Genomic DNA, 26,984 nt, shown 5'->3' on the forward strand with positions numbered 1-26,984 from the left:
ATCCGTCGCCCGCCCGCGGGCCGGGCTGATCGGGCCGCCTCACCTCGATGCGGCCCGGCCCTCCCGCCAACCTTTCTTCCCAAACGCGACGAGGGCCGTCGGGGATCATTCCCCGGCGGCTCTTTTCATTTGCAGAGTCGGTCGATAGCCTGGATTTGACGCTTCAAGACCTCCTCTGCCTCCGATCAGGCCCACCTTTCCGACCGACCTTTCGAGATCGAGGAATTGCTCCCATGATCGCTCCCTGGCTCGTCGGACTCGTCCTGATCGCTCCCAGCCCGGTTCAGCTCCCCGTCGATGCTCCGCAGGACGACTCGTTCCAGGCCCCCGAATCGTATCGCCCGCTCGGCCCGGCACTCTGGTTCGATCCCGAGTCGAGACGCCTGATCCTTCGGGCCCAGGTCGTGCGCCGAGAAGGGTTCCTTGAGCACTTGCTTTGCCTGCGGCACTCGAAGGAGCACGAGTCGATCCTTGCCACCCGGGCCACTCCTCGCCTGATTCACGCCGGCCTGATCCTCACCGGGGTCGAGCCCGGCCACCCGGTGCGGTATCGTCCGGAATTTGCCCCGGCGGCCGGACCGGAAATCGCCATCACCGTCGAATGGGTCGAGGACAACCAACCCCGATCGGCTGACGCTCGCACGTTCGTCCAGAACGAACAGACGGGGGAATCGCTGAAGCATCACTGGGTGTTCGCCGGCAGCATGGAAATCGATCGGCCGGGGCTTGAGCAGCCGCTCTACGCCGCCGATGGGGGCGACCTGATTACTGTCGCCAACTTTCCAGAGGCGATCCTTGACCTACCGATTGCCAGCACCGCCGACGACCAGGCCCTGAATTACGTGGCCAATACGCCGGTGCTTCCTCCCCTGGGCGACTTCGTCACCTTGATCTTCACGCCGGTCAAGCCTCAGGAGCCCGTCGCCGAACCGTCCTCCCCCTCCGAAGCGCCAGGTCGGTGATTGCCGGTGATCCGGTGTTGCCCCGCCTGGCGCCGCGGATTGCGTCAGGACCGAGGCGGACGAACGGCTTCGTCTTCGGGGTGCGGATCTCTGGGAGCCGAGGATCGGTCGAGAGCCGCCGGCGCGAGTCGCTCCGCCGAACCGGGCTCAACGCGAGCCACCTCGACCCAGTCGTCAGGGATCCATGCCTCTCCCGGCACGATGCGACCGGCCAGCCGATCAAACCGCGTCCGAGACTCGATCACCACCACCGCCGTCACCACCGCATAGAGTGCGAGCCGAACGATCGTAAACGACGTGGCGAAGTCCAGGGGGAACCAGGGGGTCGGGCTTGTCGTCAGGCCGAAGCGATCGGCAATCAACCACGCCAGGAACAAGCCGAGCGCCACAATCCCGACGCCCAGCAGCGCCAGGAGCGCGAGCCCCGCCCAGGCGGACAGCCAGGCGCCGATCGTCAAAGCCATCGCGGTCGTCACGCTAGACGCTCCGAGCGAGACCCGGACCCCGACCGCGGCCATGAACGTCATCACGACGAGGGTCGAGGTGAGCTGGATGACATAGGCGCCCGGCTCCATCGCACCGATTCCGAGCGCGAGCGACCACGCCAGGAGCATGGCCAGAATCAGCCAGCGCAAGGCGTGTAAACTGCCGATCAGCTTGCCCGCCACGATCTCCGAGCCTTCGAGCGGGCTGGTGAGCAGAGCGTCCCAGGTCCCTCGCTCGCGCTCCGAGGCAATCGCCACCGCCGCCCGAAGGCCGACGGCCCAGGCGAGAAAGAGGCTGAACCAGGGAGCCGTATCGACGATTGCTCGTTGAAACCAGACGAGCCGCGTTGACGACACCTCCATCGACGTCTGCCGCACCAGGGCGTCGAGATACAGACCGGCCAGGGTCACACTCGCCAGCACGAGATAGAGCACGGCCAGGGCTCCGAGCCACTTGCCGAGTCCCCCGAGGCTGTTTCGCCGTTCGATAAAGATCTCTTTCCAGAGCATGGGCCGATCACCCATCGGCTTGACCCGCCGCCGCTTTACCCTCCACCCTGCCCCGAACCGCCCGGCCGAGCCGTCAAGCCATCGCAGACTCCTGGGCCTCAGGAAGACCACCGCCACGACCGCTCCAAGGCCCCCCATCGTCAGCCAGGACCCCAAGGACCTGAGTGCAGGTCCGGCATCCTCTTGCCAGACTAATGGGACAACGGCCCCGAAGGGATTGAGCGGGGCCAGCTCAGTGATTCCCCCCGACCGGACCAGATCGGCGAGCAGGGGCGTGAGAAGCAAGGCCAGGCCAATGGCGTAGGAGCCGAGCAGGGCATCGCGCCCCCTTCGAGACAGAACCGCCACACCCGCGGTCAGGCCCGAGGCCCCCAGGGCCAGCCCAGGTCCGTAGAGGAACATGACTCCGAGAAGGCTCGGGCGCATTGCCGAAAGGAAGCCGAGCAGGAGCATTGGCGGAAGCATGGCCAGCAAGACGACCCACACCTGGGTCAGACGACCCGCCAGCCGTCCGATTACGATCTCCAGCGCGGAGACGCGGGTCGTGAGCAAGAGGCCCATCGATCCCCGCTCTTGCTCGCCGCTGAGGCTTCCCGCAACCACTGCCGGCCCGAAGACCAGCGCGACGGTCGTGGCCAGCCCGATCAGCAGCGTCAAGCCTGCTCGCAAGGCGCGATAGGGTGAGAAGTCAGGATCGGCCGCCTCGTTCCAGTTGATCCACCACCACCAGAGGATCGCCAGGGCGATCGTCGCTGAGAGGAGCGCCGCGCCGCCTCGAGCCAGAAAGAGCCACCCCTTGGCAATCGCTCTGCGACACTCCGGTCCAACCAGCGGGCCGAGCCAGGCTTCGCTTGCCCCTCTCATCGGCCTCGCCCCGCCTCAAGCATGATCTGACTGGCTCTGACCTCGGCCGGGAGGCTGGCCGCCTTGACTCCGGGTCGGTTCAGCAGAACGAGCATCACGATGGGATAAATCGCCCCCAGGATCAGCATGCCAATTCCCATGACGGTGTAGATCCCGGCATAAAGCTGCGTCATGTTGGGCATTCCCGCGGGCATGCCCCTGCCCTGGATCGTCATGGTCTCCTCCACCGCCTTGCCCAATTGTCTTGCGAACGAGGGGACCACGAAGACCACAAAGACGGTTTGCAAGATCAGGAGGCGTGCCAGTTTGATTCCGGCGACCCAGAGGCTCAGCCGTCGTCCCCATTCCACACGTTGCAGGAGGCCGGCCCCCGCAACGATCATCAACACATTGATACCCAGGGAACTGGCCGAGCTGACGACCGACCATGTGCCGAACGACTGCATCTGGCTGCCCATCATCATCAGCTCGGACCCTGGCGGCAGCTTCGGACCAAGGGAGGCCCTCCGTTCGCGCTCATTATGAAAGACTTGCCGGGCATCTTCCGATTGCGCGGCGGCTTCTCGCTCCGCCAGAGTAGCCATGACCTCCCGATGCTCGCGTTCCGCCTGGAGCATGAGGGCTCGTTTCAAGCCCTCATACGGCTCGACCGTCATCCTGTTGAAGGCCATCCCTCCCAGCATACTCCAGGCCACCGCCACCAGAACCGCTCCGAAGAGCAGGTTCAACAAGCCGATCACCGTCAACGGTTTCGGTCTCGGTCGGATCGGGGCATTGCTCCGTGGTTCACTCATCGTTCCGCTTGCCTCGTGTGGGTCGACACTGGGGATTGGACAGGGGAATCCGAACTTCACTGACCCTCGGCGCGGGCCGATCGCCCTGCAACCGCTTGCCTGACCCCGGGTCGAGACGCAACCACCAGAACAATGATCGGGTAAACGCCAAGCACTCCGTTCGTCCCAACCAACACTGCCATGAACAACTGACTCATTCCCTGTTCATAGAGCGTCAGTTCGGCGTCGATCGCGGCCGTCTCATCGTCATCCGGCATGGGAGGGAACATCGATTCGCGCAGTTCGGCCGTCCAGCGCTCGGCCATTCCAGGAGCCAGTTGGACCGAAGCGAGGGCAAAACCGAGAATGGCGGGGAGCATCAACGCTGCCGAGAGCCTGGCGATCGATCGCCCCCATCGTCTCAGGCGAATCAACCCGATGCCCGAGGCGATCAAGAGCCCATTCAAGACCGACATGACCCCGAGTTTGGCCATCACACCGGTTCGAAGCGAAGGATCGTCAAGAAAGCTCATGCTGAAGCCAAACCATGCAGGGTCGCTCATGTCGCTCAAGGTGAACACCTCCTGTTCGGCCGCGATGACCTCACGTTCCTCGTCCGATTCCGCGGCTGCCAGCCGTGCTTGAAACTGCTCTCGACGGGCAGACCACTGGGCATCGCGTTGCTGTTGCTGCTGACTCTGAGCCCAGGTCATCAGGCGGCCAAACGTGGGCATTGCCAGAACGACGCCCGACTCATAGAGCACCGCAAGCAAGAAGAGCGAACCGAACACGAGATTCAAGTATCCGAGCGACTTCGTCGCGATCGGCTCCGCCTGGGTGTCGGGCAAGGAGTCGTCGTTCATGGGGTGCCCATCCTTCTTCCTCCAGGGAACTTTGGCCGGATTGCAGGAATGTTCGTCGCCTGGCTCCAAACATTTTGAGTCGCATTCCGAAACCTTGTGCCGGCTTCGGTGATCGTACCAGACGGACCACCTGATGCGCGGAGAGGGAATCCGTCTGAACAAGACCATTCCGCAGCCAATCACTTGCTCCGGGTGGTTTCGCTGCTCGAGAGTTCGGTACGATGGATCGAAGGGCGTTCGGGGTCCTGATCGCTCGAACCGCCTCCCATCTCCGACCGATCGGTCGCCGACTTCCCCAGGAAGGATTGCCTCCGTGGTGGACGGCTCGAACCCCTACGATGCACCTCGGAGCAACCTGAACGATCGCCCCCGAGGCCGTGCTCGGTTCGAGCGTCGGCTTCTTGGAGCCGCGGCGGTCTTTTTGCTGAATCTTCCGCTCGCAATTGTGGTCACCTTGCATCAGTCGGGCGGCGATGCCTGGCTCGGTGTCCTGATGGGGCTGGTGGGACTGGGCATCCTGGGCGTGCTCATCTGTTTGATTTCGGAACGAGTGGGTCTGACGATGATCCTCGGGGGTTTCGGGATCGCTCTGTTTCAGGTGGTGCCCATTTTGCACGGGATCGCGGGGTTTATCGCCCTCTGGCTGACGTTCGCGGTGGGCATCTCTCCCCAGCCGGGCCAGGTCACGACCTGGTCTGCCGGCCTCTGCATCTGCCTGGTGACAGGGCTCCTCCTGATGAAACTGGCGTTCAGCCTCGGTGTGCTGTTGTTGGTCCTTACGCCTCCTCGCTGGCGAGGGCTGGCGACCCAAATGATCCGATGACGGCAACGGTTCCAGGCCATTCGAATCCACCCTCAACAGTCTCCCGATACGGAGCTGCCCTGTGTCCGACGCCTCAAACCCCTACCTGGCTCCTGAAAGCCCCATGATCGATCGGCCAGCCGATCTCTCCCGACCTCGCAAGGGAACTCCCGGTCTGCTGGTCGGCTGGGTGATCGTCTTTCTCGTGAACCTTCCGATCCCGGTGATGTTCGGAAGCGCGTTGACCGAGGGGAACGCCCGCATCGGGATGACCGTGGGGACCGTGGCGCTTGGGCTGGTCGGAGGCCTCTTCTGTCAGCGGTCCTACCGAATCGCCCTGGCCCTGACGGCCGGCGGAGTGGCCGTCGCGATCACCCAGGTCATTGCGATTCCGCAGTTCATTGCCGGCTCGATCGGCTTGATGGTCTCGACGACCCTCGGCCTGGCCGATCCGAATTTTGATGTCGGGAGCAACGAGATGACGCTGTGGTCCGGCGGGCTTGTGACCACGCTCGTCACCGGGAGCTTGTTGATGGGGCTGGCCCTGGGGATCGGGCTGCTGTTCCAGCTCCTGGGATTTGGTGGTGGGAGCGTCCAGACCGTCGAGAAGCCACCGACCCTCGAATGAGGTCCATTGCTTACCCAGGTCCGGAGTTGGGGTTCCACCTGCGGTAGTCCTCCGGGGTGTCGAGATCTTCCGTCGCTCCCGGTTCGGTCACATCGAGCAGGACCACCCGATCGGCATACCGCTCGCGCAGCGCGTTGATACCGACCTCGGGTGGAAGCTCCCGAATCGCACACGCAAGCCGCCAGGGCAGGCCGAGCGGGTGCCCCCGTCGCGCGTTGAAGACCGGGACGACGATCGACCCGGGATCGCTTCGCATCCGATCGACCACCGCAGCGACCAGAGCGGGAGTCAGCCCGACGCTGTCGCCCGGACAGATGAGGACCGACGAGGGCAGGGGGCCGGTTTCCAGGAGATCGAGACCCGCCTCGACCGTGGCCCTCATGTCGGGAGTGGTGCCGGGCAGTTCCAGGGTTTCTGCGCCCACCTTTTTCGCCTGATCGAGTAGCTCGGCCGAGCCCGGCTCATTGGGGGGAGGCGCGATCACCAGGACCCGATCGGCTCCACCGGATCGCAAGGCCGAGACAACCCGAGCGATCACCACCTCACCTTCGAGAAGGGGCAGGGTGAGCTTGGGTCGGCCCATCCGGCGGCTTTGACCGGCCGAGGGAACCAGCGCAACAATCACGAGCCAACCGCCTCAGGAGCATCCTCCGACTCGACCCGAGCAAAGGGATTGGTCGTCACCGCCTCCGGTCCGAGATTCCGTCGCGCGATGAGCTGCGCGACCACACTGATCGCGATTTCCGGGACCGTTTGCGAACCGATTGGCATGCCGATCGGAGCCGTCACGCGGGCAAGGTGCTCCTCGGCGACCCCTTGCTCGCGCAATCCATCGAAAATCAGGCGAATCTTCCGCTTGCTTCCGATCAGTCCCACATAAGCCGCCGTCGTGGGAGCGAGGTGAAACAGGGCCTCCTGGTCGTGGCCGTGCCCTCGCGTCACAATCAGAGCATACGTATGAGGTGTCGTTTCGAGGGCGGGGAGGACCTCGTCCATGGGACCGACGAGGATCTGATCGGCCATCGGGAACCGCTCAGGGTTGGCATACTGAGCGCGGTCGTCAACGATCGTCACATCGAAGTCGGCTTCCGCGGCGAGCTTCGCCACGGCCTGGCCAACATGCCCGGCACCGACGACCACCAGGCGAATCCGGGGCAATACCGGAAGAGTCGCGACCCCTCGGGTGGACGCGAGCCTCGGACGGCGGTCGATCGGTTCAACCAAATTGGCAACGGCCCCGGGTGGTTCGCGATTCGGCAGGCTGGCGACGAGTTCCGCATCCGGCCCAAATAACCAGCGAGCCCCGATCACGTCGGCCCCGCATCGCTCGGGATCGATCGCCACCGCTTCGACCAGACCGAGCCCGGCATCAAGCAGATTTCGATAGGCGAGGAAGTAGGCGGCGGCCTCCGGCCCTCGAAAGGCCTCGGCCAGGATGACCATCTTGCCGCCACAAATCAGGCCGTCAGCCCAGGCGTAATCATGATCGAGCACGAAGGTGTGACGATCCGCGCCCGACTGGCCAAGACGCCGCAAGGCTTTCTGCTTGACCTCGTTCTCGACACAACCACCGCCAAGCGTGCCGACCTGTCCACCGCTGGGATCGACCAGCATCAGAGCGCCGGCTTTTTGAGGGGTCGACCCTTTTGTCTCGACCACCTGACAGAGCAAGGCCTCTTGGCCGTGGTCGAGCAGACGGGTCAGTTGAGCAAGAACGTCTCGCATGGCAACGCCGCGGGGTCGAGGGGCTGGGTCGTCTGGAGCGTCGAACCGATCTTACCAGGCTAGTCGCGACGACTCCCAGTCGGCAAGCCAGTCCCACCGCTGGAGCCCACGCGCCGGACGGGTTACGATGCGAGAGCGTCACATCCAGCGACGCGACCACAACCCATGAACGATGCTCGATCCAAGACGCACAATGACCCGATGATCAACCGTTGAATCGCGCCGGAATCGTTACCCTCTCTCGAACACGGAGCCCGAGCCATGACCGAGTCGAACCGCCGCGCCTTCCTCGGACAATCCGGGGCCGCGATCGCCGCCGGCCTGACCCTTTTGCCAGGCCGATCGGGCAAGGCCGCCCCCTCCGATCGCGTGAACCTGGCCGTGATGGGCATCCGGGGCCGCGGTGGCGGGCTCGCCCAGAGCTTCGCGGCGATGCCGGGAGCGCAGGTCACCCACCTGATTGACGTGGATACGAACCTGTTCGGTCAGGCGGTTCCGGCGATTGCCGAGCGGCAGGGCTCTGAGCCGAAGACCGAAACCGACTTCCGTCGGATTCTCGACGATCCGTCAGTTGATGCTCTCGTCATCGGCGCTCCCGACCACTGGCACGCTCCGGCGACCGTCAAGGCGTGCCAGGCCGGCAAGCATGTCTATGTGGAAAAGCCCGCCTCCCACACCCTCTGGGAAGGCCAGAAGATGATCGAGGCGGCTCGGAAGTACGACCGCGTCGTCCAGGTCGGCACCCAAAGTCGCAGCACGCCGCATTATCGCCATGTGATCGAGGAGGTTCTTCCCTCGGGACGGATCGGCACGGTGCTCCAGGCGAAAGCCTGGAACAGCCAGTATCGCCCCGATCTTCCGGAGGCCGAGGACGGCCCGCCGCCCCAGGGGGTCGATTACAACCTCTGGCTCGGCCCGGCTCCCGAGCGGCCCTTCAACCCGAATCGGTTCCACTACAGTTGGCACTGGCAGTGGGATTATGGGACGGGCGATGTGGGCAACGACGGCGTTCACGACCTGGATATCGCCCGCTGGGGGCTCAGGGTTGGAATGCCCAGCACCGTCTCCTGTACCGCCTTCAAGGCGGTCAACTCGCACTGGGAGACCCCCGATACCGCCTTCGCCACGTTCACCTTCCCGGACACCTCGGCCATTCTCGTCTACGAGCAGCGCGACTGGTCCCCCTACGTTCAGAGCGGATTCGAAAATGGCGTGATCTTCTACGGCACGAAGGGACGCATCGAGATTGGCCGATCCGGTTGGCGATTGTTTGAAGGGAACGACCAGGTGCCGGTTGAGTCCGAACCGTTTTCCGATCGCCACCACTTCGAGGACTTCCTCGACGCGATCGCCTCCGGCCGCCGTCCCCATGCCGATATTGAGGAAGGGCACCACTCCGCGGCGCTGGCCCACCTGATCAACATCACGGCTCGAACCGGCCGAGGGTTTCTCACACTCGACCCGCAGACCGAGGAAATTCTCAACGATTCCGAGGCTCAGAGTCTAACTCGTCGATCGTATCGCGAACCGTTCGGGATTCCGGAACAGGTTTGATTCGTCTCTCTCCACGCTCCTCGAACCCCCGGAGTAAACCTCGAACCATGCGATTGATCCTCGCCAGTGCATCCCCCCGACGCCGGCAACTGCTGACCGAGGCCGGATACTCGATCGAGGTCGATCCCTCCGGGGTCGAGGAACTGGAGCCCGAAGGGCCGGTCGACGCGGCAGCCTACGTCGCCGAGCTGGCCTGGCGGAAGGCTCATGCCGTCGCCTCTCGTCGCGGTTCGGGCCTGATTCTCGCCGCCGACACGACGTGTGCCCTCGACGGTCGCTTGCTCAACAAGCCGCTCGATCGCCAGGACGCCGAGCGGATGATCCGCGCTCAGGAAGGACGTGAGGTGGCCATCTTGACCGGCCTCTGTCTTTATCGAGCGGATCGCCGGGAATGGGTCGGAGCCGTCGAGACCAGTCTCGTCCACGTCCGCGAGATGACCGACGACGAACGCCTGGCCCATCTCGACTCCGACCGATGGGTCGGCAAGGCCGGTGCCTACGGCGTGCAGGATGACGACCCGATTGTCTCCGTGACCTCAGGAAGCTGGTCGAATGTGGTCGGCCTTCCTCTGGAGCGACTGGACCAGTTGATTCGTGAGTACCCGTCGATCATGACCGATCGCTGATCCCGGAGCCGACCAATGCGCGACCACCTCCGATGCAGTGCCTTGCCGATGATCACCGCACTCGTGGCACTGACGGCGGGACCAGGCGCGGCCGACGACTCACCGAGACGGCCGAACGTGCTGATGATTCTCACCGACGACCAGGGTTGGGGCGACGTTCGCTGCCACGGTAACCCTGCAATCGACACGCCGACACTCGACGCTTTGGCCGGTCAAGGGGTGCGTTTCGATCGGTTCTTCGTCAGCCCCGTCTGCGCTCCCACACGAGCAAGCCTGCTGACAGGACGGGATCATCTCCGCACCGGAACCGTCTGGGTCACGCATCGCCTGGAGTCCATGCGAAGTGAGGAGATCACGCTCGCCGAAGCTCTGCGAGCTGCCGGTTATGCCACCGGATGTTTCGGGAAGTGGCACAACGGTGCTCACTACCCCATGCACCCAAACGGCCAGGGGTTCGACGAGTTCCTCGGATTCTGCGGTGGGCACCTGAACAACTATTTCAATCCATTGCTGGAACGCAATGGCCGACCGATCCAGCCCGAGGGTTATATCAGCGACATCCTCACCGATGCCGCGATCGATTTCCTCAGGCAACACCACGATCAGCCCTTCTTCTGCTACATCCCGTACAACGTCCCGCATAGCCCCGATCAGGTTCCCGACGCGTTCTTTCAGAAGTATGCCAATCAAGGGCTCGACCCCAAACTTGCCTCCGTCTATGCCATGACCGAGCAGGTTGACGCGAACATCGCGAGACTTCTGGCCACGCTCGACGCGCTGGAACTGGCTGATGAGACGATCGTGGTGTTCCTCTCCGACAACGGCCCGAACACCGATCGCTATAACGGCGGGATGCGAGGACGCAAGGGAAGCATCCACGAGGGAGGAACGCGCGTTCCGATGTTTCTCCGCTGGCCAGGAACATTGACCCCTGGAACAACCGTCTCGCAGATTGCCGCCCACATCGACGTGATGCCGACCATTCTGGACCTCTGCGGGGTCGAACCGCCCGAGGGAGTGGACTTCGATGGAGTAAGCCTCATTCCGTTACTCGACGGATTCGAGCCCGATTGGCCCGATCGGATGCTCTTTACCAACCAGTGCCGTCCGATTCCCGAGGATGGCTCACCATTGCCCGGTTCAGTCCGGACCCAGCGATTCCGCTACGTCCGCGAGCGCGATTCCGAGCAGCTCTACGACCTGGTGGCCGATCCCGGTCAGCAGCACAACATCGCCGCCGAACATCCGGAACAAACGCGGACACTGGCCAACGCTTATGATTCCTGGTTCGCCGAGGTGACCCAGGACTGGAACGGTGTCTTTCCGGTGCCGGTTGGCCATCCCGACCGCCCCAGGACGACCTTACTCGGCCCCGACGCCACCTTCGAGGGGGGAATCCGCTGGTGGGCCACGCACGGCTACGCCAACGACTGGCTCACCGACTGGACCCGTACGGATCAGAGCATCCGGTTTGATCTCGATGTACTCCAGCCAGGCAAATACCAGGTCACCCTGCACTACACGGCTCCGTCGGCCAACCTGGGAGCGCGCATCGTGGCCGAGGCCAATGGTCAGTCGGTCGAGGGGGTTCTCGCCAGCGAACACGATCCCGATCCCATTCCCAGCCCCGACCGCGTCCCGCGCGGCTCGCTCAACGAGCAAGGGCACTGGCGAGGAGAAGCCTATGAGAAGGTCTGGAACGATCTACCGATGGGTTTGCTCCCGCTCAAGGCCGGTCGGCAACTTCTCTCACTCCGCGCGGTCGAGGTTCCGGGGGGCGGAGTGATGGATCTCAAAGGGGTCGAGCTGGAATTCGTTGAACCATGAATCCTTCGACTTATGCCGACCGCTTCGATGGTGATCGAGCCATGACCGATCTGATCCGGCTTTGCGACCTTGGTCCACGGCCGGCAGGATCGGACGCCATGGAGCAGCAGCGGCAGATCGTGGGCAACGCGTTTCGAGCATGTGGAGCCGAGGTGGGCATTCAGGAGTTTCAAGGGGTTCACCCGCTCTCAAGGGAGACGGTCCGACTGGCGAATCTGGTCGGTTCCTGGAGGCCGGAACGGCAGGAGCGCGTCCTCATCGGCGCGCACGGCGATACCCGACCCAGGGCAGACCGGGAACGTGATCCTGCCCGGCGACTTGGCCCATTCCTGGGGGCGAACGACGGTGCCTCGGGCGTGGCGGCGTTGATGGAACTGGCGAGGCATCTGACCGAACTGCCCGGATCGGCGGGAGTCGATCTGGTGATGTTCGATGCGGAAGAGCTTGTTTTCGACGAAGTGGGCGACTACTGCCTCGGCTCCCGAGAATTCGCCCTCCGAGCCAGGCATCAGGAGCGGGCAGGGGGTCCTAGCTACGCGGCGGCCGTGATCCTCGACATGATCGCGGGTCGGGCGATGCGTTTGTGTCGGGAAGGATTTGGAAGGGATTACGCAACCTGGTTAACGGAAGACCTCTGGGAGATTGCCCGAAATCGCGGAACACCGCACTTCTCCGACGATTGGGGCCATTACGTTGAGGACGACCACCTGCCGTTGCTCAGTGTCGGGGTTCCCGCAATCGCCCTGGTTGATCTCGATTATCCCCAGTGGCACACGCTCGACGACCTCCCCGACGCATGCGATGCCCGAGCGCTTGAGGATGTCGGCCGGGTTGTTCTGGAGTGGCTCCGTCGGAGAATCTCGCACGACCAGCAACCGGGAAAAACTGGCCTTCTCGACAACGAGAACCGAGAGTAACTTGCGTCTCGCGACATTGTGTGACGATCCAGGAACCCGCGGGGAATGTTCGAACGCTCGCGGCGCAAAGTCTCTCCTCGGTGATGGACGGATCGGCAGCGTTCATGGCCTCGACGAGGGCGTTCCTGGGTCGTCATGCCGCCTCCGGAGGATCGGGGAGCAGGCCGAAGATGGACGATTTCCTGGCAGGGAGGCCCGGAGTCATGAGCGATTCCCTCGGGAGCGATTCGCGGCAGGCACTCCCGGTCGTTGGCAATCGGCCAAGGAACGTTGAGTGGACCGTGCGAAGTGGGGTCCGCCTGGCGTTCCTGATGACTCTGGTGATGACGGGAGCCTCCGTTTCGGTTGCTCAGACGTTCGAAGTGCCCGAGCCTCCCAGCCTGGAATTGCCCGATCTGCCGGTCCCCGCTCCAACGATCGAAGGGGAAGCACGCGATCGCCCCGCCGAGGCCCCGGTGCCAACCCAGCGTCGCGCTCCGGTCGCCCCGGAATCCTCTCGCGTCGATCCTCCCGAACCGATGGAGGAGTCGCCCAGCCAGACCATCAGCGCCCTGGCCGAGGACTTCGAGGAGGATGGGGTTGCCTTCCGACAGGAAGCGGCCGACGCCCCGTTACAGATTCGGGTCCACGACCGGACGAGCGAAGGGGCGTTCGAGGGATCGAGCGAGCGATTTCAATTCGTGGCAGGTCCTGGCAGTGGTGTTTATGCGAGTTATCCCCTGCCGAAGCTCCCGATCACCGAGGACCTACGGGCCTCGATCTATGTGAGGTCGAACCGGCCCGGCGTCCAGATCATTGGGCGAGTGGTCCTGCCGAACGACCTCGACCCGGAAACCGGTCAGCCGTTCTACGTCAACGTCGGCGGCACGCTCTATGAGGAATCGGGGCGTTGGCGACGCCTCGAACTCCGCGAACTGCCCTCGAACGTCGAACGTCAGGCCCGGATTCTCCGGCTCAAGACCAATCAAAAGGTCGAGATGGAGGGAGCCTACCTCGATCGGATCGTCCTCAATCTCTACGGCGGTGCGGGAGAGTCGGAGGTGATGGTTGATGCCCTTCGCATCGCCCCGGTGGATCCCGAACTGTTGGCGGATCGGATCGATCCTCCGATCGGATTTGCCTCGGACAGTCCGGACGGTGCGGAGGAGCTTGGTCCCGACCTCTCATCTCCCAGCGACAATCCGGCCCTTGCCGACGGCCGAATCCGGTTCAACCGAAATCGCCTGGAGTTACTCGACGAACCGTTGCGGGCCTATTTCCCCTGGCTGCCAACGATCATCGACGCTCCGGGAGCCTCTCCCGAGGAACTCCGACGGTTTGGGTTCGACGTCTTCGCCGTACGACCGGGAACCTCAGTCGAGATCGTGAATCGTGCCGTTGACTCCGGAATGCTCCTGATGCCGATGCTCGGCGATTCGCTGCTTGGCGCGGCCGATGCGGCAACGCTCGCTTCAGCCATTGACTCCTACCCCAGACGAGAGGCGGTCGCCTTCTGGCACCTGGGTGAGAATCTGGGTGGCCAGAACCTTTGGAGCAGCCGCCAGGAGACCTTGAAGCGGGTTCGGGAGGCCGTCGATTCCGTGCAGGCCCCCAACGCTGCAGTGGGAGTTTCGAACCTGACGACCGGTGACGTGGCCGGGGAGCTTGCCCTGTATACGAGCCGCCCCGGACGCATGGACCTGGTCGGGGCTCACGGGACTCCCTGGGGGACCATGACCCACCCGATTCATTACTTCAACTACCTGACCCAGCGGCGCGACCTGACCGGCTTGACGAATGTTGAGGCGCTCTTCTGGACCTGGATTCCCGCGTCGGCTCCCCCCGAGTTCCAGCGGGCCATTTACGGGTCCGACCCGCCGCCGTCGTGGGGGCGTCCGCAGATCCTGCCCGAGCAAATCCGGATTGCCACGGCAGCCGCGCTTTCGGCCGGATACAGGGGAATCGGCTTCCGCGGAGACGCCGAGCTGACGCGAACCTCGGGCCGAGCCCGATTGATCGAGCTTCAACTGCTCAACGCCGAGATCGATCTGTTTCAGGAAATTCTCGCGCGGAACGTGGGAACCATCCATTCCTACAACGTCTACCCCCCGTTGGGCATCGAGACAGGCAGGCCGATTGAAGAAAACTACAACCGACGCGATTCCCCGCAAAAAGATGAAGTTGCGGCGCTCAGCCACATTCAGGCGGTTGGGTTCACCACTCCCGATCGCCGAGGAACCTTGCTTCTGGTCAGCAACCTGGATCGGGATGCTCAGTGGGTTCCCGGTCAGCTCGCCCAGAAGGAAGTGCGATTCACGGTCCCCGGGCACACGAACGTCTCCGCCTGGGAAATCACGCTTGGGGGTGTCCGGAACCTTGACCGGAAGCGGGTTCCGGGGGGAATCGAGCTGCGGTTGACCGACTTCGGTGCAACGGCCTGGGTCCTGCTCACCCCCAACACCGATTTGGTCCGTCAGCTCGAACAGACGATCGCTTCGTGGGCCCCCATCGCGGCACAACTTGCGATCGAACAGGCCGAACTGCAACAGCAAGCCATTGTCGAAACACACTCGCAACTGGTGCTCGACGGTTTCGACGTGGAAGGGAGCGAGGCGCTGCTCGCGATTGCAGAGGAACAGCTTCGGGCCGCCCGCGCGGGCCTGTCGCGAGGGGAAGCCGGAACCGCCTTCGCCAATGCTCGCCGCGTGGTCCGACCGCTTCAGATCTTGATGAAGCAGCACCATGTCCGAGCCTTGAAAGACCTGAAAGAGTCCACCGTATTCGCCCATGATCCCGAGGTGAAACTCGAGCTTACGCCCATCTCTGCCCCGCCCTTGATGTGCTTTAATACCTTGCCTCAGCTGGAACTGTTCTGGACAAGCACGATCCGGACCTATCCGTTCGGCCGGAATCTCTTGCCGAGCGGCGAATTCGAGGAGGCCGATCCCGCCCTCTACGTTCGAGAGGGATGGACCAGTGTCGGCTACGAAGTTCCCGGCCTGGAAGGCTTGATTGACATCGAGGCCGATCCGACCACCAATGTTCGTGGAAGTGAGCGGTTGCTTCACTTGCGAGTCCAGCCGGCCGAGGGGGAGTCGATCGAGGCGTTTTCACCCGTTCAGGACCGACCGACGGTGGCCATTCAGACGCCACCGATCGCGGTTCGACAGCACGAGTTCCTCCGGATCTCAGTGCTGGTGAAAATGCCTGTGTTCCAGGCCGCCGGCAGTGGTGGCGGGGTGATCATCCGGGATTCGATCGGCGGAGAGTTGATGCAGTATCGGCAGTACTCGGCGCTGCCCGAGTGGCGTCGGGTCGTGCTCTACCGGAGAGCCCCCGAGGATGGCGAACTGACTGTGACGCTCGGCCTGGCGGCGACGAGTGGCGAGGTCTTCTTTGACGATCTCCGGATTGAACGAGCCGAGCAACCTGGAGCCCCGGTTTCACCGACCAGCCCGACGCTAGGGGCCTTGCCCGAATCGACCGAGCGGATCGAGACAGCCCCCGATCCCTTCGAAGGCACTCCTCCCGCCGAACCGGATCGTCAACCTCCCGGCCCGGTGAGCAGTGGGCCTCGTCCCTCTCGGCGAGACTGACCGGCGATCGGTCCGACACGCTCGCCTGGCCTCTTGATCCACGCGAGGAAGACCGATAGCTTGCGCATCAACGGAGGGGTTCCGCATCTCAATGATGCGACCGGAACGGAACCGTCCGTCGACTCTCGCCGGACATGAGGAGAAGATCGCCTTGCCTGGGCGTCTGCGCAACCTCAAGGGCCGACCGTCATCGGCGGAACGTTCAAGGCTAGACTCGCCAGACCGGTCGGCATACGATTTCCAAGAGATCGCAATGATGAGCACCTTCGTTCTGTTCCGCAGATCGATCAAGAAGTGTTACGATCGTATCGAGTCCGATCGGACCTCTACGGCCGAAATCCGGTGAACGATGCACCATGGATTTCGGATCGGTTCGGCGGCGAAACGGCGTGGAGCCCTGGTGCTCGGCTCAAGCCGCCCCTGTGTCAAGCCTTGGGGACCCGTCCACTGGGCAGGTTCCCTCGACCCGGTGTGCCTGCGGAGTCTTATCGACGATGGAGACGGCCCTGATCGTCGAGGATGACCCGGACCAGGCCGAGATGGCGGCGGCGTTCCTGCGGCTTCGGCAGATCGAGCCGAGGATGGCCTTCGATGGTCGATCTGGGGTCGATTGTGTTCGTATTCATCGGCCGGATTTCGTGTTGCTCGACCTCATGCTGCCAGACATCGATGGATTTGAGGTCTGCCGACAAATTCGATCGGCTCCCGAAACCATGAGCTTGCCGATTATCATGGTGACGGCCCTGCATGGCGACTCGCACCGACGCCTGGGCTTCCGGGTGGGTGCCAATTCGTATTTGACCAAGCCTTACGGACCGAGCGACCTGTATCAGGCCATCGATCAGGCCCTCTCCTGGCAAGGCAAGGCCGACCGAGAACGGATTCGTGGAGAGATCCAGATCGAACTTGATAGCGCTCCGAAGTTTCTCCGGCAGGTCAATGATTTTCTGGTCGGGCTCTACCGGGCGACTCCCCTGACGATCGAACAGGTTCAGCATCTGCAACAAGCGGTGCTGGAGATCGGGCAGAACGCCATCGAGTGGGGTAACCGCATGCAGGTTGATCTGCCCGTCGAAATCAGTTATCGGGTCTTTGAAGATCGGGTCGAAATTTGCATCCGCGATCAGGGCTCGGGCTTCGATCAAGCCATGCTGCCGCACGCCGCCTGCCGCGACAATCCGCTGGCTCATCTGGAGGTCCGTCAGCGGATGGGATTGCGGGAGGGGGGCTTCGGCCTGCTCATTGCTCGTGGTATGCTCGATGAATTACGGCACAATGAGGCCGGTAACGAGGTGACCTTGACCAAGCGATTCCCCCCCGACGCGGTTCCCGATCACTGCGCCGGCCAGGAGGCGTGAAAGCCGTGGCCGAGGCCGTCACCCAGCGCCGGATTCCTGCCTCCGGACGAAGTCGTCCCGTGCTTCTGGTCGTCGATGACGAGCCGGAAGTGCTTCGATCGCTCTACGACCTGTTCCGGCTCGATTACCGGGTCTTGACCGCCAGCCGCGGAGCCGAGGCGCTGGACATCCTTGGTCGGGAACCCGTCAGCGTCATCATGTCCGACCAGCGGATGCCGGAGATGACGGGGGTCGAGTTTCTCAGTCAGGCCCGAGTGATTCGTCCTGAGGCGACCCGCCTGCTGATCACCGGCTACGCAGACCTGAAAGCCGTGATCGACGCCATCAACGAGGGGCATGTCTTCCGATATATTGCCAAGCCGTGGGACCCGGAGGAACTTGCCACGGTGATCCGTCAGGCGGTCGAGCACCGCAATCTGATCGTCGAGAAGCAACGGTTGATCGAAGAACTCCGCGCGGCCAACCTCCGATTGCAGGAGGCCAACCGACTGAAGTCGAACTTCATTGAAGTGGCCAGCCACGAGCTGAACACGCCGGTCACGATCGTGCTTGGCATGGCCGAACTCTGGAAATTGACCCAGGGCAACGCGGCGGAACCGGACGATCTGACCAGCGGCTGGGTCGAGCGCATTCTCGCCGCGGGCCGTCGGCTGGCATCGACGGTCGAGCGGATGATCAAGCTCCTGCATGCCGATCGCCTGGCCCCCATGCTCGATGCCGAGCCGGTCGAACTTGCTTCGCTGGTTTCCCAGGTCATCGACGATGTTCAACCGTATCTCGACGCCCGCCAGCAGCGGATCGAGCTGGTGGTGGAGCCCGAGCTTGGAGTGGCGGAGGTTGATCGGGGGAAGGTGGCCGATGCCCTCTCCAATCTGGTCATCAACGCGATCAAGTTTACCCCGGACCAGGGGCTAATCCGCGTCTGGGCGGGTCCGGAAGGGGAAGATGCCGTGGCCTTCGAGGTCTGCGACGAGGGGGTCGGCATCGACCCGAACGAACAAGACCTGGTCTTCGAACCCTTCTTCACCGGGTTCGACACCATGCACCACTCGTCCGGAGACTTCCAGTTCGGCAAACGCGGCATTGGACTGGGCTTGAGCCTTGTTCGCACCTTCGCCGAGATGCACGGTGGCTTCGCATCCTTCGAAAGCACGCCGGGTCAGGGTTCTCGCTTTCGGATCCAGCTCCCTCGACACCCCATTACCCGCCCGTTGCCAGACGAATCAGAACCGAGCCCTGAACGGGAGCCTCCCGATCAAGAAAAGGGGCGTTCGGGAACGGCCGGGTAAGCTTATCGGCATCAACTCTTGCTCTGAGGGATTGAGGTCGCATGCCAAACCCCTCTCGCTGGGTCAGGCACGATCTTCAGGAATCGCGGGTTTCGGGTTCTCGAGCTTGGCTTCCTCATTCTGAATGTAATGCTTGAGGTAGCCGAGAAACGTAGGCAATCCCTCTGCCTCCCACGCCGACTCGATCTGCTCCTTGTACTTCTGATTGGCCGCCTGCAAGGCTCGAAAGGCCTCCGCCTCGGGCGAGGACGGATCAGGCGGGGCAACCTGATCGTGCGAGTTGACCGAAAGCAAGAACCCGGCATCCGACGGCCAGGGCTGCACCTGCAACTTCATGTGCGGATATCTTGCGTTCCCAAGACGGATCGCATAAATCGGCGATCCCTCAGGGCCGGAACTCGACGCCTCAAAAATCTGACGGTCGTGCAAGGGAACAGGGCCGGGGGCCTCTCGCCAGGCCAGGCGTCGACGCACCGCCTCGGGAACGGTTCCCTCAGGGTAGGCACGTTCCAGATAAATCGAGATGGCCCGCTCCAGGTCTGCTCGGGCGATGCCATCGGTCGGGTCCGGGGTCGTCTCCGGATTGAGCCCCATCGCTGTTCCCCTTCCGTCTCCGATCGGCATCGCCTGGAGACTCTGCCTCGTCCACAATCAGTAGGATGATCCTATTCTACGATGAGAACGGAGCACGTCGCTACGGCACGTTTTCCTAGGCTCACAGATCGACTGGAAAACGAGCGTGCTTCACCGGAAACCTTGATCGACGGACTCAGGCCTGGTCGGGAGCGGCGACCGTTCACGGATCGCGGCGCTCGGTGTCCTGATCAAGGAACCAGCGGACCGTCTGTGCAATGCTCTCCGCATTTCCGAGGGTGGGAGTCCAACCCAGTCGCGATCGAGCCTTCTCGGTGCTGTACCAGATCCGTCGAGCCATCAGCCAGGTTGCATACCGGGTGATGATCGGAGCCTTCGGCCATCGCATGAGCCGGGCATAGGCTTCAATGACCAGCGAACCGCCGAACACCAGCGGATAGAAATGCGGCAGCCGACGATACCACCGAGGGGGTCCCGCCCCGGCGGCCTCGGCGAAGTAATGAATGAACTCGCGCTGGGTCATCGGCCCCTGGTCGGTAATGTTGTACGCCTCCCCCACCGAAGAGGGGTCCTCGGCCGCGAGGATACAGGCATTCGCAACATTTCCGGCATAGATCGCGCTCAACGGGTTATCTCCGGGGCCGATCACGGGAATTCCGGCCCCTCGCATACGATTGATCATGCGAGCCACCGTCGTCCGATCACGCTCTCCGTAGAGCCAGCTTGGGCGGATGACGGTGAGGGGAAGCCCTTCCTCCTTCGCCAGTCGCCAGAGGATGCGTTCGGATTCGACCTTGCTGATCGTGTAGTAATCCCAGGGCCACCAAAGGCCGACGCCGAGTGGGTGGTCCTCGGTGATCGCCTGACCCGTCCTGGGCGGATGGCCATAGGCACTGGTCGAGCTGATGTGCAGAAAGCGATCGACCCCGGCAATGATCGCCGCTCGGGCGAGTGACTCGGTCGCATCCAGGCAGGCGGATTGGAACTCGTCCCAGGTTCCCCAGTCGCCCACCTTCGCCGCGGCGTGATACACCACTCGGGCTCCTCGGAGCGCCTCGGCACAGGAGTTCGGATCGGTGAGATCACCGATCACGAGTTCCACCCCGATCGATTCGAGGAAGCTCGTGTCGCTGGTCGCCCGGACCAGAGCGCGAACCGGCTCTCCGCGAGCGACGAGCTGTTCGGCGAGATGGCTGCCGAGCAAACCCGTGGCGCCGGTGACGAGGCAGGGGCGGCTGAGAGGACCATTGGGATCGTTCATCGAGTCAATTGGTCACAAGGGTCCAGGAGTTGAGGGGCGCAACACGAATCCAGAGCCATCGTTTCGTGCCATCGGTGCGCCGGAAACGCCGATCGGAGGATACCGCCGGACCGTTCCAGGCGGCAAGCGGATCGGCGAGGACCTCACACAAGTCACGGAGCAAGAGCGAGGCGGAGGGAGAAGCGGCGGCGCCGCGGTGTCTGCGGTCTTGCGATGCTACGGGTGGAGGGATTCGGCCGTTCATTGGAGTCGGGTCCAGAAAATTCGGAACGGCCTGGAAAAAGTTCCGGGAAGGGTGAAGGCGGAGACGTCCCGTTGGAGTAGCCGGGTCTATACGTCTCGCCGACGCGAGCGTTCAGATCCGGCGTGACGGCCCCCCTTGTCGGGAAACGCCTGGGACCGAGACCACGAGCGCGGGTCGGCCGGACTTCGAGAGCGAACGCCTAACTCCTCGGGGCTGCCAAATGGCCGAAGACACGACCAAGACGCAAGAGCCGCAGCAACAGCCGATCGATCCCGGCCTGCTTGAGCAGACCAAGAACCAGATCCGGACGCTCGTCGCCGAGATCGCCGATCTGGCTGATTCCGACATCCAGCCACCGGAATTCTCTCAGGAGTTCCTGACCCGCGCCGTCGCCGCGGTGGCCGCCTCGGGCGGTGCGCTCTGGATGCTCGACAATCGGGGCACGCTGAAGCTCCAGAATCATGTTGAATTTCAACTGACCGGCTTGCTCGATGGCCGGGTGCGCACCCAACCGCACGATATTCTGCTCGGCACGATCTTTCAGGCCGCACAGGCCCAGATCATTCCGCCGGGAGCCACCATCGAAGGGGTGCCCGGCGCAGGTAACCCGACGGCCTTTGCCCTGATCCTCTCCCCCTTGATCGTCGACAAGCAGGTGGTCGGCCTGGTCGAGATCCTGATGGACCCGACCCGCCGCGCGGCCACGCAAAAAAGCACGCTCCGGTTTGTCGGCGACCTCTGCGACCTGGCAGCGCAGTATCTGAAGAATCGCCAGATGCGGCAGATGATGTCGCAGCAGAAGCTCTGGAACCAGCTCGAAGGCTTCACCCACGCCATTCACGCCTCGCTCGACCTCCAGGAAACCGCCTTCGCCGTGGCCAACGACGGCAAACGCCTGATCGGCTGCGACCGCCTGAGCGTTGCCCTGAAGATCGGCGGCCGAACGATGGTCGAAGCCGTCAGCGGCCAGGAAGTGGTCGAACAACGGTCGAACCTCATCCGAGAGCTGACGAAACTTTGCAAGCTCGTAATCAAGTCGGGCGAAGACCTCGTCTACACGGGGGACACCGAAGGGTTCCCGCCCGACATCCGCGATGCCCTGGAAATCTATGTTGATGAGTCGGGCTCGAAGGCCGTCATCATCACCCTGCTGCACCGTCCTGAGGAGCCGAGCAAGGACGGCAAGGTTCCCGACAAAGTCCCCTTTGGCTGCATCGTGGCCGAGCAGATCGGCGACGAGTTGATTGTCACCGACGTTCACGCCCGGAGCGAGGTCGTCTCACGGCATGCGTCGACGGCGCTTTACAACGCTCAGGAACATCATCGCATTTTCCTGAGACCCGTACTCAAGGCACTCGGTTCTCCCTGGCGGATGTTCCGGGGACGGACTCTGGCGAAGATCGCCGCGGTGCTGGGTATCGTCGCCGCCGTCGTGCTTGTGATGGCCTTCGTCCCCTGGAAACTGACAATCGAAGGCAAAGGATCCATCCTTCCGGAAGAACGTCGGAACACCTATGCCCCGCTTTCCGCTCGGGTGGCCCAGGTTCACGTTGAACACGGCGACCTCGTGCGGGCCGGGGAACCGATGGTGACGCTCTACAGTGAGGAATTACTCAAGCAGCTCGAACAGGTTCAGGCCGACCGTTCCTATTATGGTGCCCAGGCCGCCACGCTCGAACGGCGGATCAACCAGACAACCGACTACAACGAGCGCCCCATCCTCGCAGGCCAGGAAGAAGAAGCTCGCATTCGTTACGAGAGTGCGACCGAGCAACTGGAAATCATTCGAGAACAACTGGAGCAGTTGAATGTGACGGCTCCCCACGATGGCACAATCGTGACCTGGGAGGTGCGGAAGAACTTGCTGGGCAGGCCGGTGGAAATCGGCCAGGAACTTGTCTCGGTCGCCTCGACCAGCGGTGACTGGATCTTGGAAGTGAACGTGACGGACGACGACATGGCTCCAATTCTTGCCGCCGAACAGCGATTGAGGGATAAGATCGCCAGGGGAGACGCCTCACCCGACGAAGCGCTCAAGGCCTACTTCGTTCTGGCAACCGACCCGGAGAAGCGATATCCGGGTTACGTCCGCCGGATCGCATCGATGGCCCAGACGGTTGAAGGGGAACACGTCGTCAAGATTACGGTCGGGTTCAGCGACGAAGTGCGTGATCAGATCATCGCCCGGAGTCAGAACACCGATCGCGGTTTGCGATCCGGTGCCGAGGTTCGAGCCCGGATCGAATGTGGCGATGAACGGATGGCCTACGTCGTCTTCCGAAAGGTCATCAATGCCTTCCACGAAACGGTCTTGTTCCGCTGGCCGTTCATGAATTGATCGGGAACGTCCCAGCATCGTTTCCTCCTCAACACTCGTTGAACGTTCGGCCCCTCCAGCGGAGACACGAGCCATGCAGACGATCGTGAAGACCACTCTGGCCGCTGCCCTCGTCGCAAGCCTCTCTGTTGCGATGATTGCTCCCGTCCGGGCACAGCAGCCGACCATCTCGTCGAACGGCCAGGTGCAAACCCTGGTCGTGCCGGGCAACATCGAATGGATCGAGCGAGCAGCCCTGGCCGCTCGGCGCGAAGGGATCTTGCGGCATATCGAAAAGTCGATTGGCCAGGAGATCAAGCGAGGCGACCTGGTGGCTTATCTCGATTCCACCATGGCCGAGCTGGCCCGAACCAAGGCGGAGATGTTCGCCAAGGACACCTCAGCCATTGAAATGGCTGAGGCCGAACGGGAAGTCGCCGCCACCAACGCCGCGCGGGCTTACCGTCTTCGCGACATTAATTCGAAGGAAGAGTACGAACTGCGCCAGGCCCAGTTCAAGGTGGCCGACGCCAAGCTCAAGGAAGAGAAGTCCAAATATGAGCAGGCCGCTCAGGAACTAAAAATGGCCGAAGAGGCCGTCGCCGAGCATCAGATTCTCGCACCGTTCGACGGCGAGGTCTTGCAGCAGATCAAGTACCCCGGCGAGGCCGTGCAGTCGATGGAGCCGGTCGTTCACGTTGCCCGGACCGACCGAGTCCGGTTCCAGGGATACGTTCCGCTGGAAATGGCCTATCAGCTCCGCAAGGGGATGGTGGTGGATGTTCAGCCGGTCATCGAAGGGGAACAGATTCCGATCACGCAGAAACGGTTCCGAGGCCGAATCGTCTACATCAGCCCCGAACTGGCCTTCGCCAAGACCCGAGCCGAGGTCGAGATCAAGGCGGATATCATCAACAACATTGACAAGGAATTGCGGGTTGGCCACAAGGCCAACATGACGGTCTACCTGACCGACGACCCGAACCTTATTCCTGCTCCTCCGGAAGACATGCTGCCGGTGATTCCCGATCCGACGCCGACCCCGCCGGTGATTGGTCGCCGGATGGATTTGGGAGCAAACGCAGCTCAATAACGAGTTCGGAGCCGCTCATCAGGTCTTCCACGAAGATGTTCATGGCAATTCCTCCTCAGGCAACCGCGGGGCGAGGAAGGCCAATTGCCGGGTGAGGGGCCCACAACCGATGGCCAGGCCCCCTGAACCCGGCCCCCCCCTCTGCGATCGAGCGAGGGGGGAGATAGGACCGGACCCCGCTCGAACCGTGATTGCCGAGAAAAGGGCCGCTCACCGATGCTCCGAGACCCCAGCCAATCCGCTTCGGTGCCTGCCGGTCAGGCGGCCGAATACCTCACCGCCCGCTTGCGGCCCGACCTCGTCGTGCAACCGGTCCCTTATGAGGGCGTGACCCACTACGTCATCAAGGACCCGATCGCCCTGAAGTACTTCCGGTTCAAGTCTGAGGAGTACTTCCTGCTCCAGGAACTTGACGGCAAGAAAACACTTCAGGATATCAAGCGAGCCTTTGAGCGCAAGTTCCGGCCCCAGACGATTACCGTCGAAGACCTGCTCCGGTTCGTCGCCCAGTTGCACGAGGCAAGCCTCGTCCTGGTTGACACTCCTGAGCAAGCCAAGGCTCTGGTCAAACGGAAGAAGAAGAACCGCTGGAAGAAGATCAAGCAGACCGCCGCGAACATTCTCTATATCAAGATCCCGATTATCGATCCGGAAAAGCTGCTGACGTGGATGTATCCCTATTTCCGATGGCTTTTCACGTCATACTTCGTGATCTTTAGCCTCGGGATGATGCTGGCGGCGCTGACTCTTGTCTTCGCGCAGTGGGACACATTCACCACCAAATTGCCGACGTTCGAAAGCTTCTTCAACTGGCGAACGCTCCCGTCTCTCTGGCTAAGTCTGGCCGTCGTGAAAATCATTCACGAGTTCGGCCACGGCCTCACGGCCAAGCATTACGGTTCGGAAGTCCATGAGATGGGCATTCTGTTCCTGGTGCTCACCCCGGCCCTCTATTGCGACGTGACCGACAGCTGGCTCTTGCCGAACAAGTGGAAACGCATCTGGATTGCTGGGGCAGGCATCTACGTCGAGTGCTTCCTCGCGGCCCTCGCCACCTTCGTCTGGTGGAACACCCAGCCAGGCCTGTTCAACAGCCTGATGCTCTCAACCATGTTCATCTGCTCGGTGAACACGATTCTCTTTAATGCAAATCCGCTGCTGCGATACGATGGTTACTACGTCGCCTCCGACTACCTGGAGATTCCGAACCTCCGGATCAAGTCGACCCAGTTCTTCACCTACGCGTTCCAGGAAAAGGTGCTCGGCCTGGAGGTCCCAGTTCAGAGCTACATGCCGCGATCGCGTCGCGCCCTGTTCGTGACGTATGCCGTCGCATCGTACCTCTACCGGTGGTTCATCACCTTCAGCATCATCTTCTTCCTGTACCATTTCTTGCCGCCGAAGCTCCGGGTCATCAGCGCAATGCTGGCGATGGGAGCCCTGGTGCCGCTCCTGTTCATGCCGATGTGGCAGATCGTCAAGTTCGTCCGCCAACCCGGGAGGATGCGCAAAGTGAAGAAGGTCCGAGCGGCGGCTTGCTTCGCCGTGGCGGCGGCCGTGATCGCCTTGATCCTGCTGATCCCGACGCCGCTGCGGATCAAGGGGACGCTCGTGCTTCGTCCCGCCAAGCCCGATCGTATTTACGTCGAGGTCCCCGGCCGTCTGGTCTCAATCGATGTTCGAGACAATCAGCCTGTCGAAGGGCCCCGTGACGATGGCAGCCCCGGCACCGTCATCGCCCGCCTGAGCAACCTCGACCTGCTCCGCGAAGTCAGCGAGTTGAACGAGGAAATCCAGGTCAACGAGGTCAAGGCTCGTGTCTACGACCAGACCAGCGGCAACAATCCACTGAACCGCGTACTTCACCTGGAAACGGTTGACATGATCGAGCAGGACCTCCAGCCAAAGCTCGATGTGGCGATCGATCAGCAAGGGAAGCTCGTCCTGACCGCCGCCCGAGACGGTGTGGTCATGGGGATTCCGAACCGAGAGGTGACCGGCTCGTTCATGAGACCCGGCGACCTTTTCTGTGAAGTTGGCGACCCGAAGCAACTGGAGGCCCATCTGCTGATCGATCAATCGGATATCGATCTGATCAAGCAGGATTCCGAGAACTCCAAAGCCAAGGCCTGGGTCAAAATCTACGGCAAATCCCACGAGACGATTCTCAGCCACGTCGAAGAGATTGCCCGCCGCAACCAAGAGGAAATTCCTCCCGAGCTTTCGAACCTCGCGGGCGGCGAAATCGCCACTCAGCCAGACGAGGAAACCGGCGGAGCCCGGCCGCTGACCACCGTCTATGAGGTCGTGATCCCGATCGACAACTCCAACCTCTCCCTCCACCCCGGCCAGCGCGGCATGGCCAAGATCGACGGCGGCACTGCTACCCTCGGCTGGTGGATCTGGCGGACGATCACCAAGACTTTCCGGTTCGTCCTCTGAGACGATTCCCGCAGGAACGCTCTTCGCATTCGATTGCTCAAGGCTGGCCGGCTTCCCAGTGGAGGCCGCCGGCCTTGTGCGTTTCTGGCCACGGAACATTTCAACACGTCTGCTTCTGATCGCCGTCATCAACCAGTCGAGCCTTTGTCAGATTTTTTCTCAAGCTCAAAAACACAGAAGACTTTGATGGAATGCCGACTCTCCTCAATCCATGGTAGGGTAGCGACGGCCGTTCCCAGGCCGTCGCGTGCGGACATTCCCGAGAGAAGTCAGCT

At 62.6% G+C, this 26,984-nt stretch carries 20 protein-coding genes; 13 read left to right on the plus strand and 7 right to left on the minus strand.

The window, feature by feature from the left end; translation table 11 throughout:
- Nucleotides 1-233 precede the first annotated feature (233 nt).
- Nucleotides 234-962, plus strand: coding sequence for a YdjY domain-containing protein (locus tag GA615_RS12790; protein ID WP_152051692.1), 729 nt, complete (start codon nt 234-236; stop codon nt 960-962).
- A gap of 44 nt (nt 963-1,006) precedes the next feature.
- Here GA615_RS12790 and GA615_RS12795 read toward each other — a convergent pair whose 3' ends face one another.
- From GA615_RS12795 to GA615_RS12805, 3 genes are read right to left on the minus strand one after another with little or no spacing between them, the layout of a single operon-like run.
- Nucleotides 1,007-2,821, minus strand: a complete 1,815-nt coding sequence (locus GA615_RS12795; protein ID WP_152051693.1) for an ABC transporter permease subunit — start codon at nt 2,819-2,821, stop codon at nt 1,007-1,009.
- Nucleotides 2,818-3,615 carry a hypothetical protein gene (locus GA615_RS12800; RefSeq protein ID WP_152051694.1) on the minus strand — a complete coding sequence of 266 codons (798 nt, stop codon included), beginning with the start codon at nt 3,613-3,615 and terminating at the stop codon, nt 2,818-2,820. Before GA615_RS12800 ends, GA615_RS12795 begins: the two co-directional genes overlap by 4 nt.
- A gap of 56 nt (nt 3,616-3,671) precedes the next feature.
- Nucleotides 3,672-4,457, minus strand: coding sequence for a hypothetical protein (locus GA615_RS12805; protein WP_152051695.1), 786 nt, complete (start codon nt 4,455-4,457; stop codon nt 3,672-3,674).
- A gap of 316 nt (nt 4,458-4,773) precedes the next feature.
- Between GA615_RS12805 and GA615_RS12810 the strand changes: the two genes are divergently transcribed.
- Nucleotides 4,774-5,280, plus strand: a complete 507-nt coding sequence (locus tag GA615_RS12810) for a hypothetical protein (protein ID WP_152051696.1) — start codon at nt 4,774-4,776, stop codon at nt 5,278-5,280.
- A 61-nt stretch (nt 5,281-5,341) separates the two neighbouring features.
- Nucleotides 5,342-5,887: a hypothetical protein gene (locus GA615_RS12815; protein ID WP_152051697.1), complete on the plus strand. Its 546-nt coding sequence runs from the start codon at nt 5,342-5,344 to the stop codon at nt 5,885-5,887.
- Nucleotides 5,888-5,897: 10 nt separating this feature from the next.
- On the opposite strand, the gene GA615_RS12820 is transcribed toward GA615_RS12815, so the two are convergent.
- Together GA615_RS12820 and GA615_RS12825 are read right to left on the minus strand one after the other, a co-directional pair.
- Nucleotides 5,898-6,512: a nucleotidyltransferase family protein gene (locus tag GA615_RS12820; protein ID WP_152051698.1), complete on the minus strand. Its 615-nt coding sequence runs from the start codon at nt 6,510-6,512 to the stop codon at nt 5,898-5,900.
- A complete protein-coding gene (locus GA615_RS12825; RefSeq protein ID WP_152051699.1) occupies nt 6,509-7,612 on the minus strand; it encodes an XdhC family protein in 1,104 nt (367 codons plus the stop codon). Before GA615_RS12825 ends, GA615_RS12820 begins: the two co-directional genes overlap by 4 nt.
- A gap of 261 nt (nt 7,613-7,873) precedes the next feature.
- Between GA615_RS12825 and GA615_RS12830 the strand changes: the two genes are divergently transcribed.
- The 7 genes from GA615_RS12830 (at nt 7,874) to GA615_RS12860 (ending at nt 18,758) form a co-directional block, all read left to right on the plus strand.
- On the plus strand, nt 7,874-9,166 hold the full coding sequence (locus GA615_RS12830; RefSeq protein WP_152051700.1) for a Gfo/Idh/MocA family protein: 1,293 nt from the start codon (nt 7,874-7,876) through the stop codon (nt 9,164-9,166).
- 47 nt (nt 9,167-9,213) lie between these two features.
- Nucleotides 9,214-9,792 (plus strand): Maf family protein, encoded by a 579-nt coding sequence (locus GA615_RS12835; RefSeq protein ID WP_152051701.1) that lies wholly within the window; start codon nt 9,214-9,216, stop codon nt 9,790-9,792.
- Between the two features lie 15 nt (nt 9,793-9,807).
- Nucleotides 9,808-11,619, plus strand: a complete 1,812-nt coding sequence (locus GA615_RS12840) for an arylsulfatase (RefSeq protein WP_152051702.1) — start codon at nt 9,808-9,810, stop codon at nt 11,617-11,619.
- Nucleotides 11,616-12,536, plus strand: coding sequence for a M28 family peptidase (locus GA615_RS12845; protein ID WP_152051703.1), 921 nt, complete (start codon nt 11,616-11,618; stop codon nt 12,534-12,536). Before GA615_RS12840 ends, GA615_RS12845 begins: the two co-directional genes overlap by 4 nt.
- A gap of 203 nt (nt 12,537-12,739) precedes the next feature.
- On the plus strand, nt 12,740-16,111 hold the full coding sequence (locus GA615_RS12850; RefSeq protein WP_152051704.1) for a hypothetical protein: 3,372 nt from the start codon (nt 12,740-12,742) through the stop codon (nt 16,109-16,111).
- 494 nt (nt 16,112-16,605) lie between these two features.
- Nucleotides 16,606-17,469, plus strand: a complete 864-nt coding sequence (locus tag GA615_RS12855) for a response regulator (RefSeq protein ID WP_152051705.1) — start codon at nt 16,606-16,608, stop codon at nt 17,467-17,469.
- A gap of 5 nt (nt 17,470-17,474) precedes the next feature.
- Complete coding sequence (locus tag GA615_RS12860) at nt 17,475-18,758, plus strand: hybrid sensor histidine kinase/response regulator (protein WP_235905389.1); 1,284 nt, start codon at nt 17,475-17,477, stop codon at nt 18,756-18,758.
- Between the two features lie 63 nt (nt 18,759-18,821).
- Here the strand turns inward: GA615_RS12860 and GA615_RS12865 are convergent, their stop codons facing one another.
- The gene (locus GA615_RS12865; protein WP_152051706.1) at nt 18,822-19,352 is read right to left on the minus strand and encodes a hypothetical protein; all 531 of its coding nucleotides are present in this window, start codon (nt 19,350-19,352) and stop codon (nt 18,822-18,824) included.
- 202 nt (nt 19,353-19,554) lie between these two features.
- Nucleotides 19,555-20,613 (minus strand): NAD-dependent epimerase/dehydratase family protein, encoded by a 1,059-nt coding sequence (locus GA615_RS12870; protein ID WP_152051707.1) that lies wholly within the window; start codon nt 20,611-20,613, stop codon nt 19,555-19,557.
- Nucleotides 20,614-21,077: 464 nt separating this feature from the next.
- Here GA615_RS12870 and GA615_RS12875 point away from each other — a divergent pair, with 464 nt between their 5' ends.
- From GA615_RS12875 to GA615_RS12885, 3 genes are all read left to right on the plus strand, one after another.
- Complete coding sequence (locus GA615_RS12875) at nt 21,078-23,195, plus strand: efflux RND transporter periplasmic adaptor subunit (RefSeq protein ID WP_152051708.1); 2,118 nt, start codon at nt 21,078-21,080, stop codon at nt 23,193-23,195.
- 73 nt (nt 23,196-23,268) lie between these two features.
- Nucleotides 23,269-24,267, plus strand: coding sequence for an efflux RND transporter periplasmic adaptor subunit (locus GA615_RS12880; RefSeq protein WP_152051709.1), 999 nt, complete (start codon nt 23,269-23,271; stop codon nt 24,265-24,267).
- A 216-nt stretch (nt 24,268-24,483) separates the two neighbouring features.
- A complete protein-coding gene (locus GA615_RS12885) occupies nt 24,484-26,709 on the plus strand; it encodes a site-2 protease family protein (RefSeq protein ID WP_152051710.1) in 2,226 nt (741 codons plus the stop codon).
- Nucleotides 26,710-26,984: the final 275 nt, after the last annotated feature.

The organism is Tautonia marina, from assembly GCF_009177065.1.
GTDB lineage: Bacteria > Planctomycetota > Planctomycetia > Isosphaerales > Isosphaeraceae > Tautonia > Tautonia marina.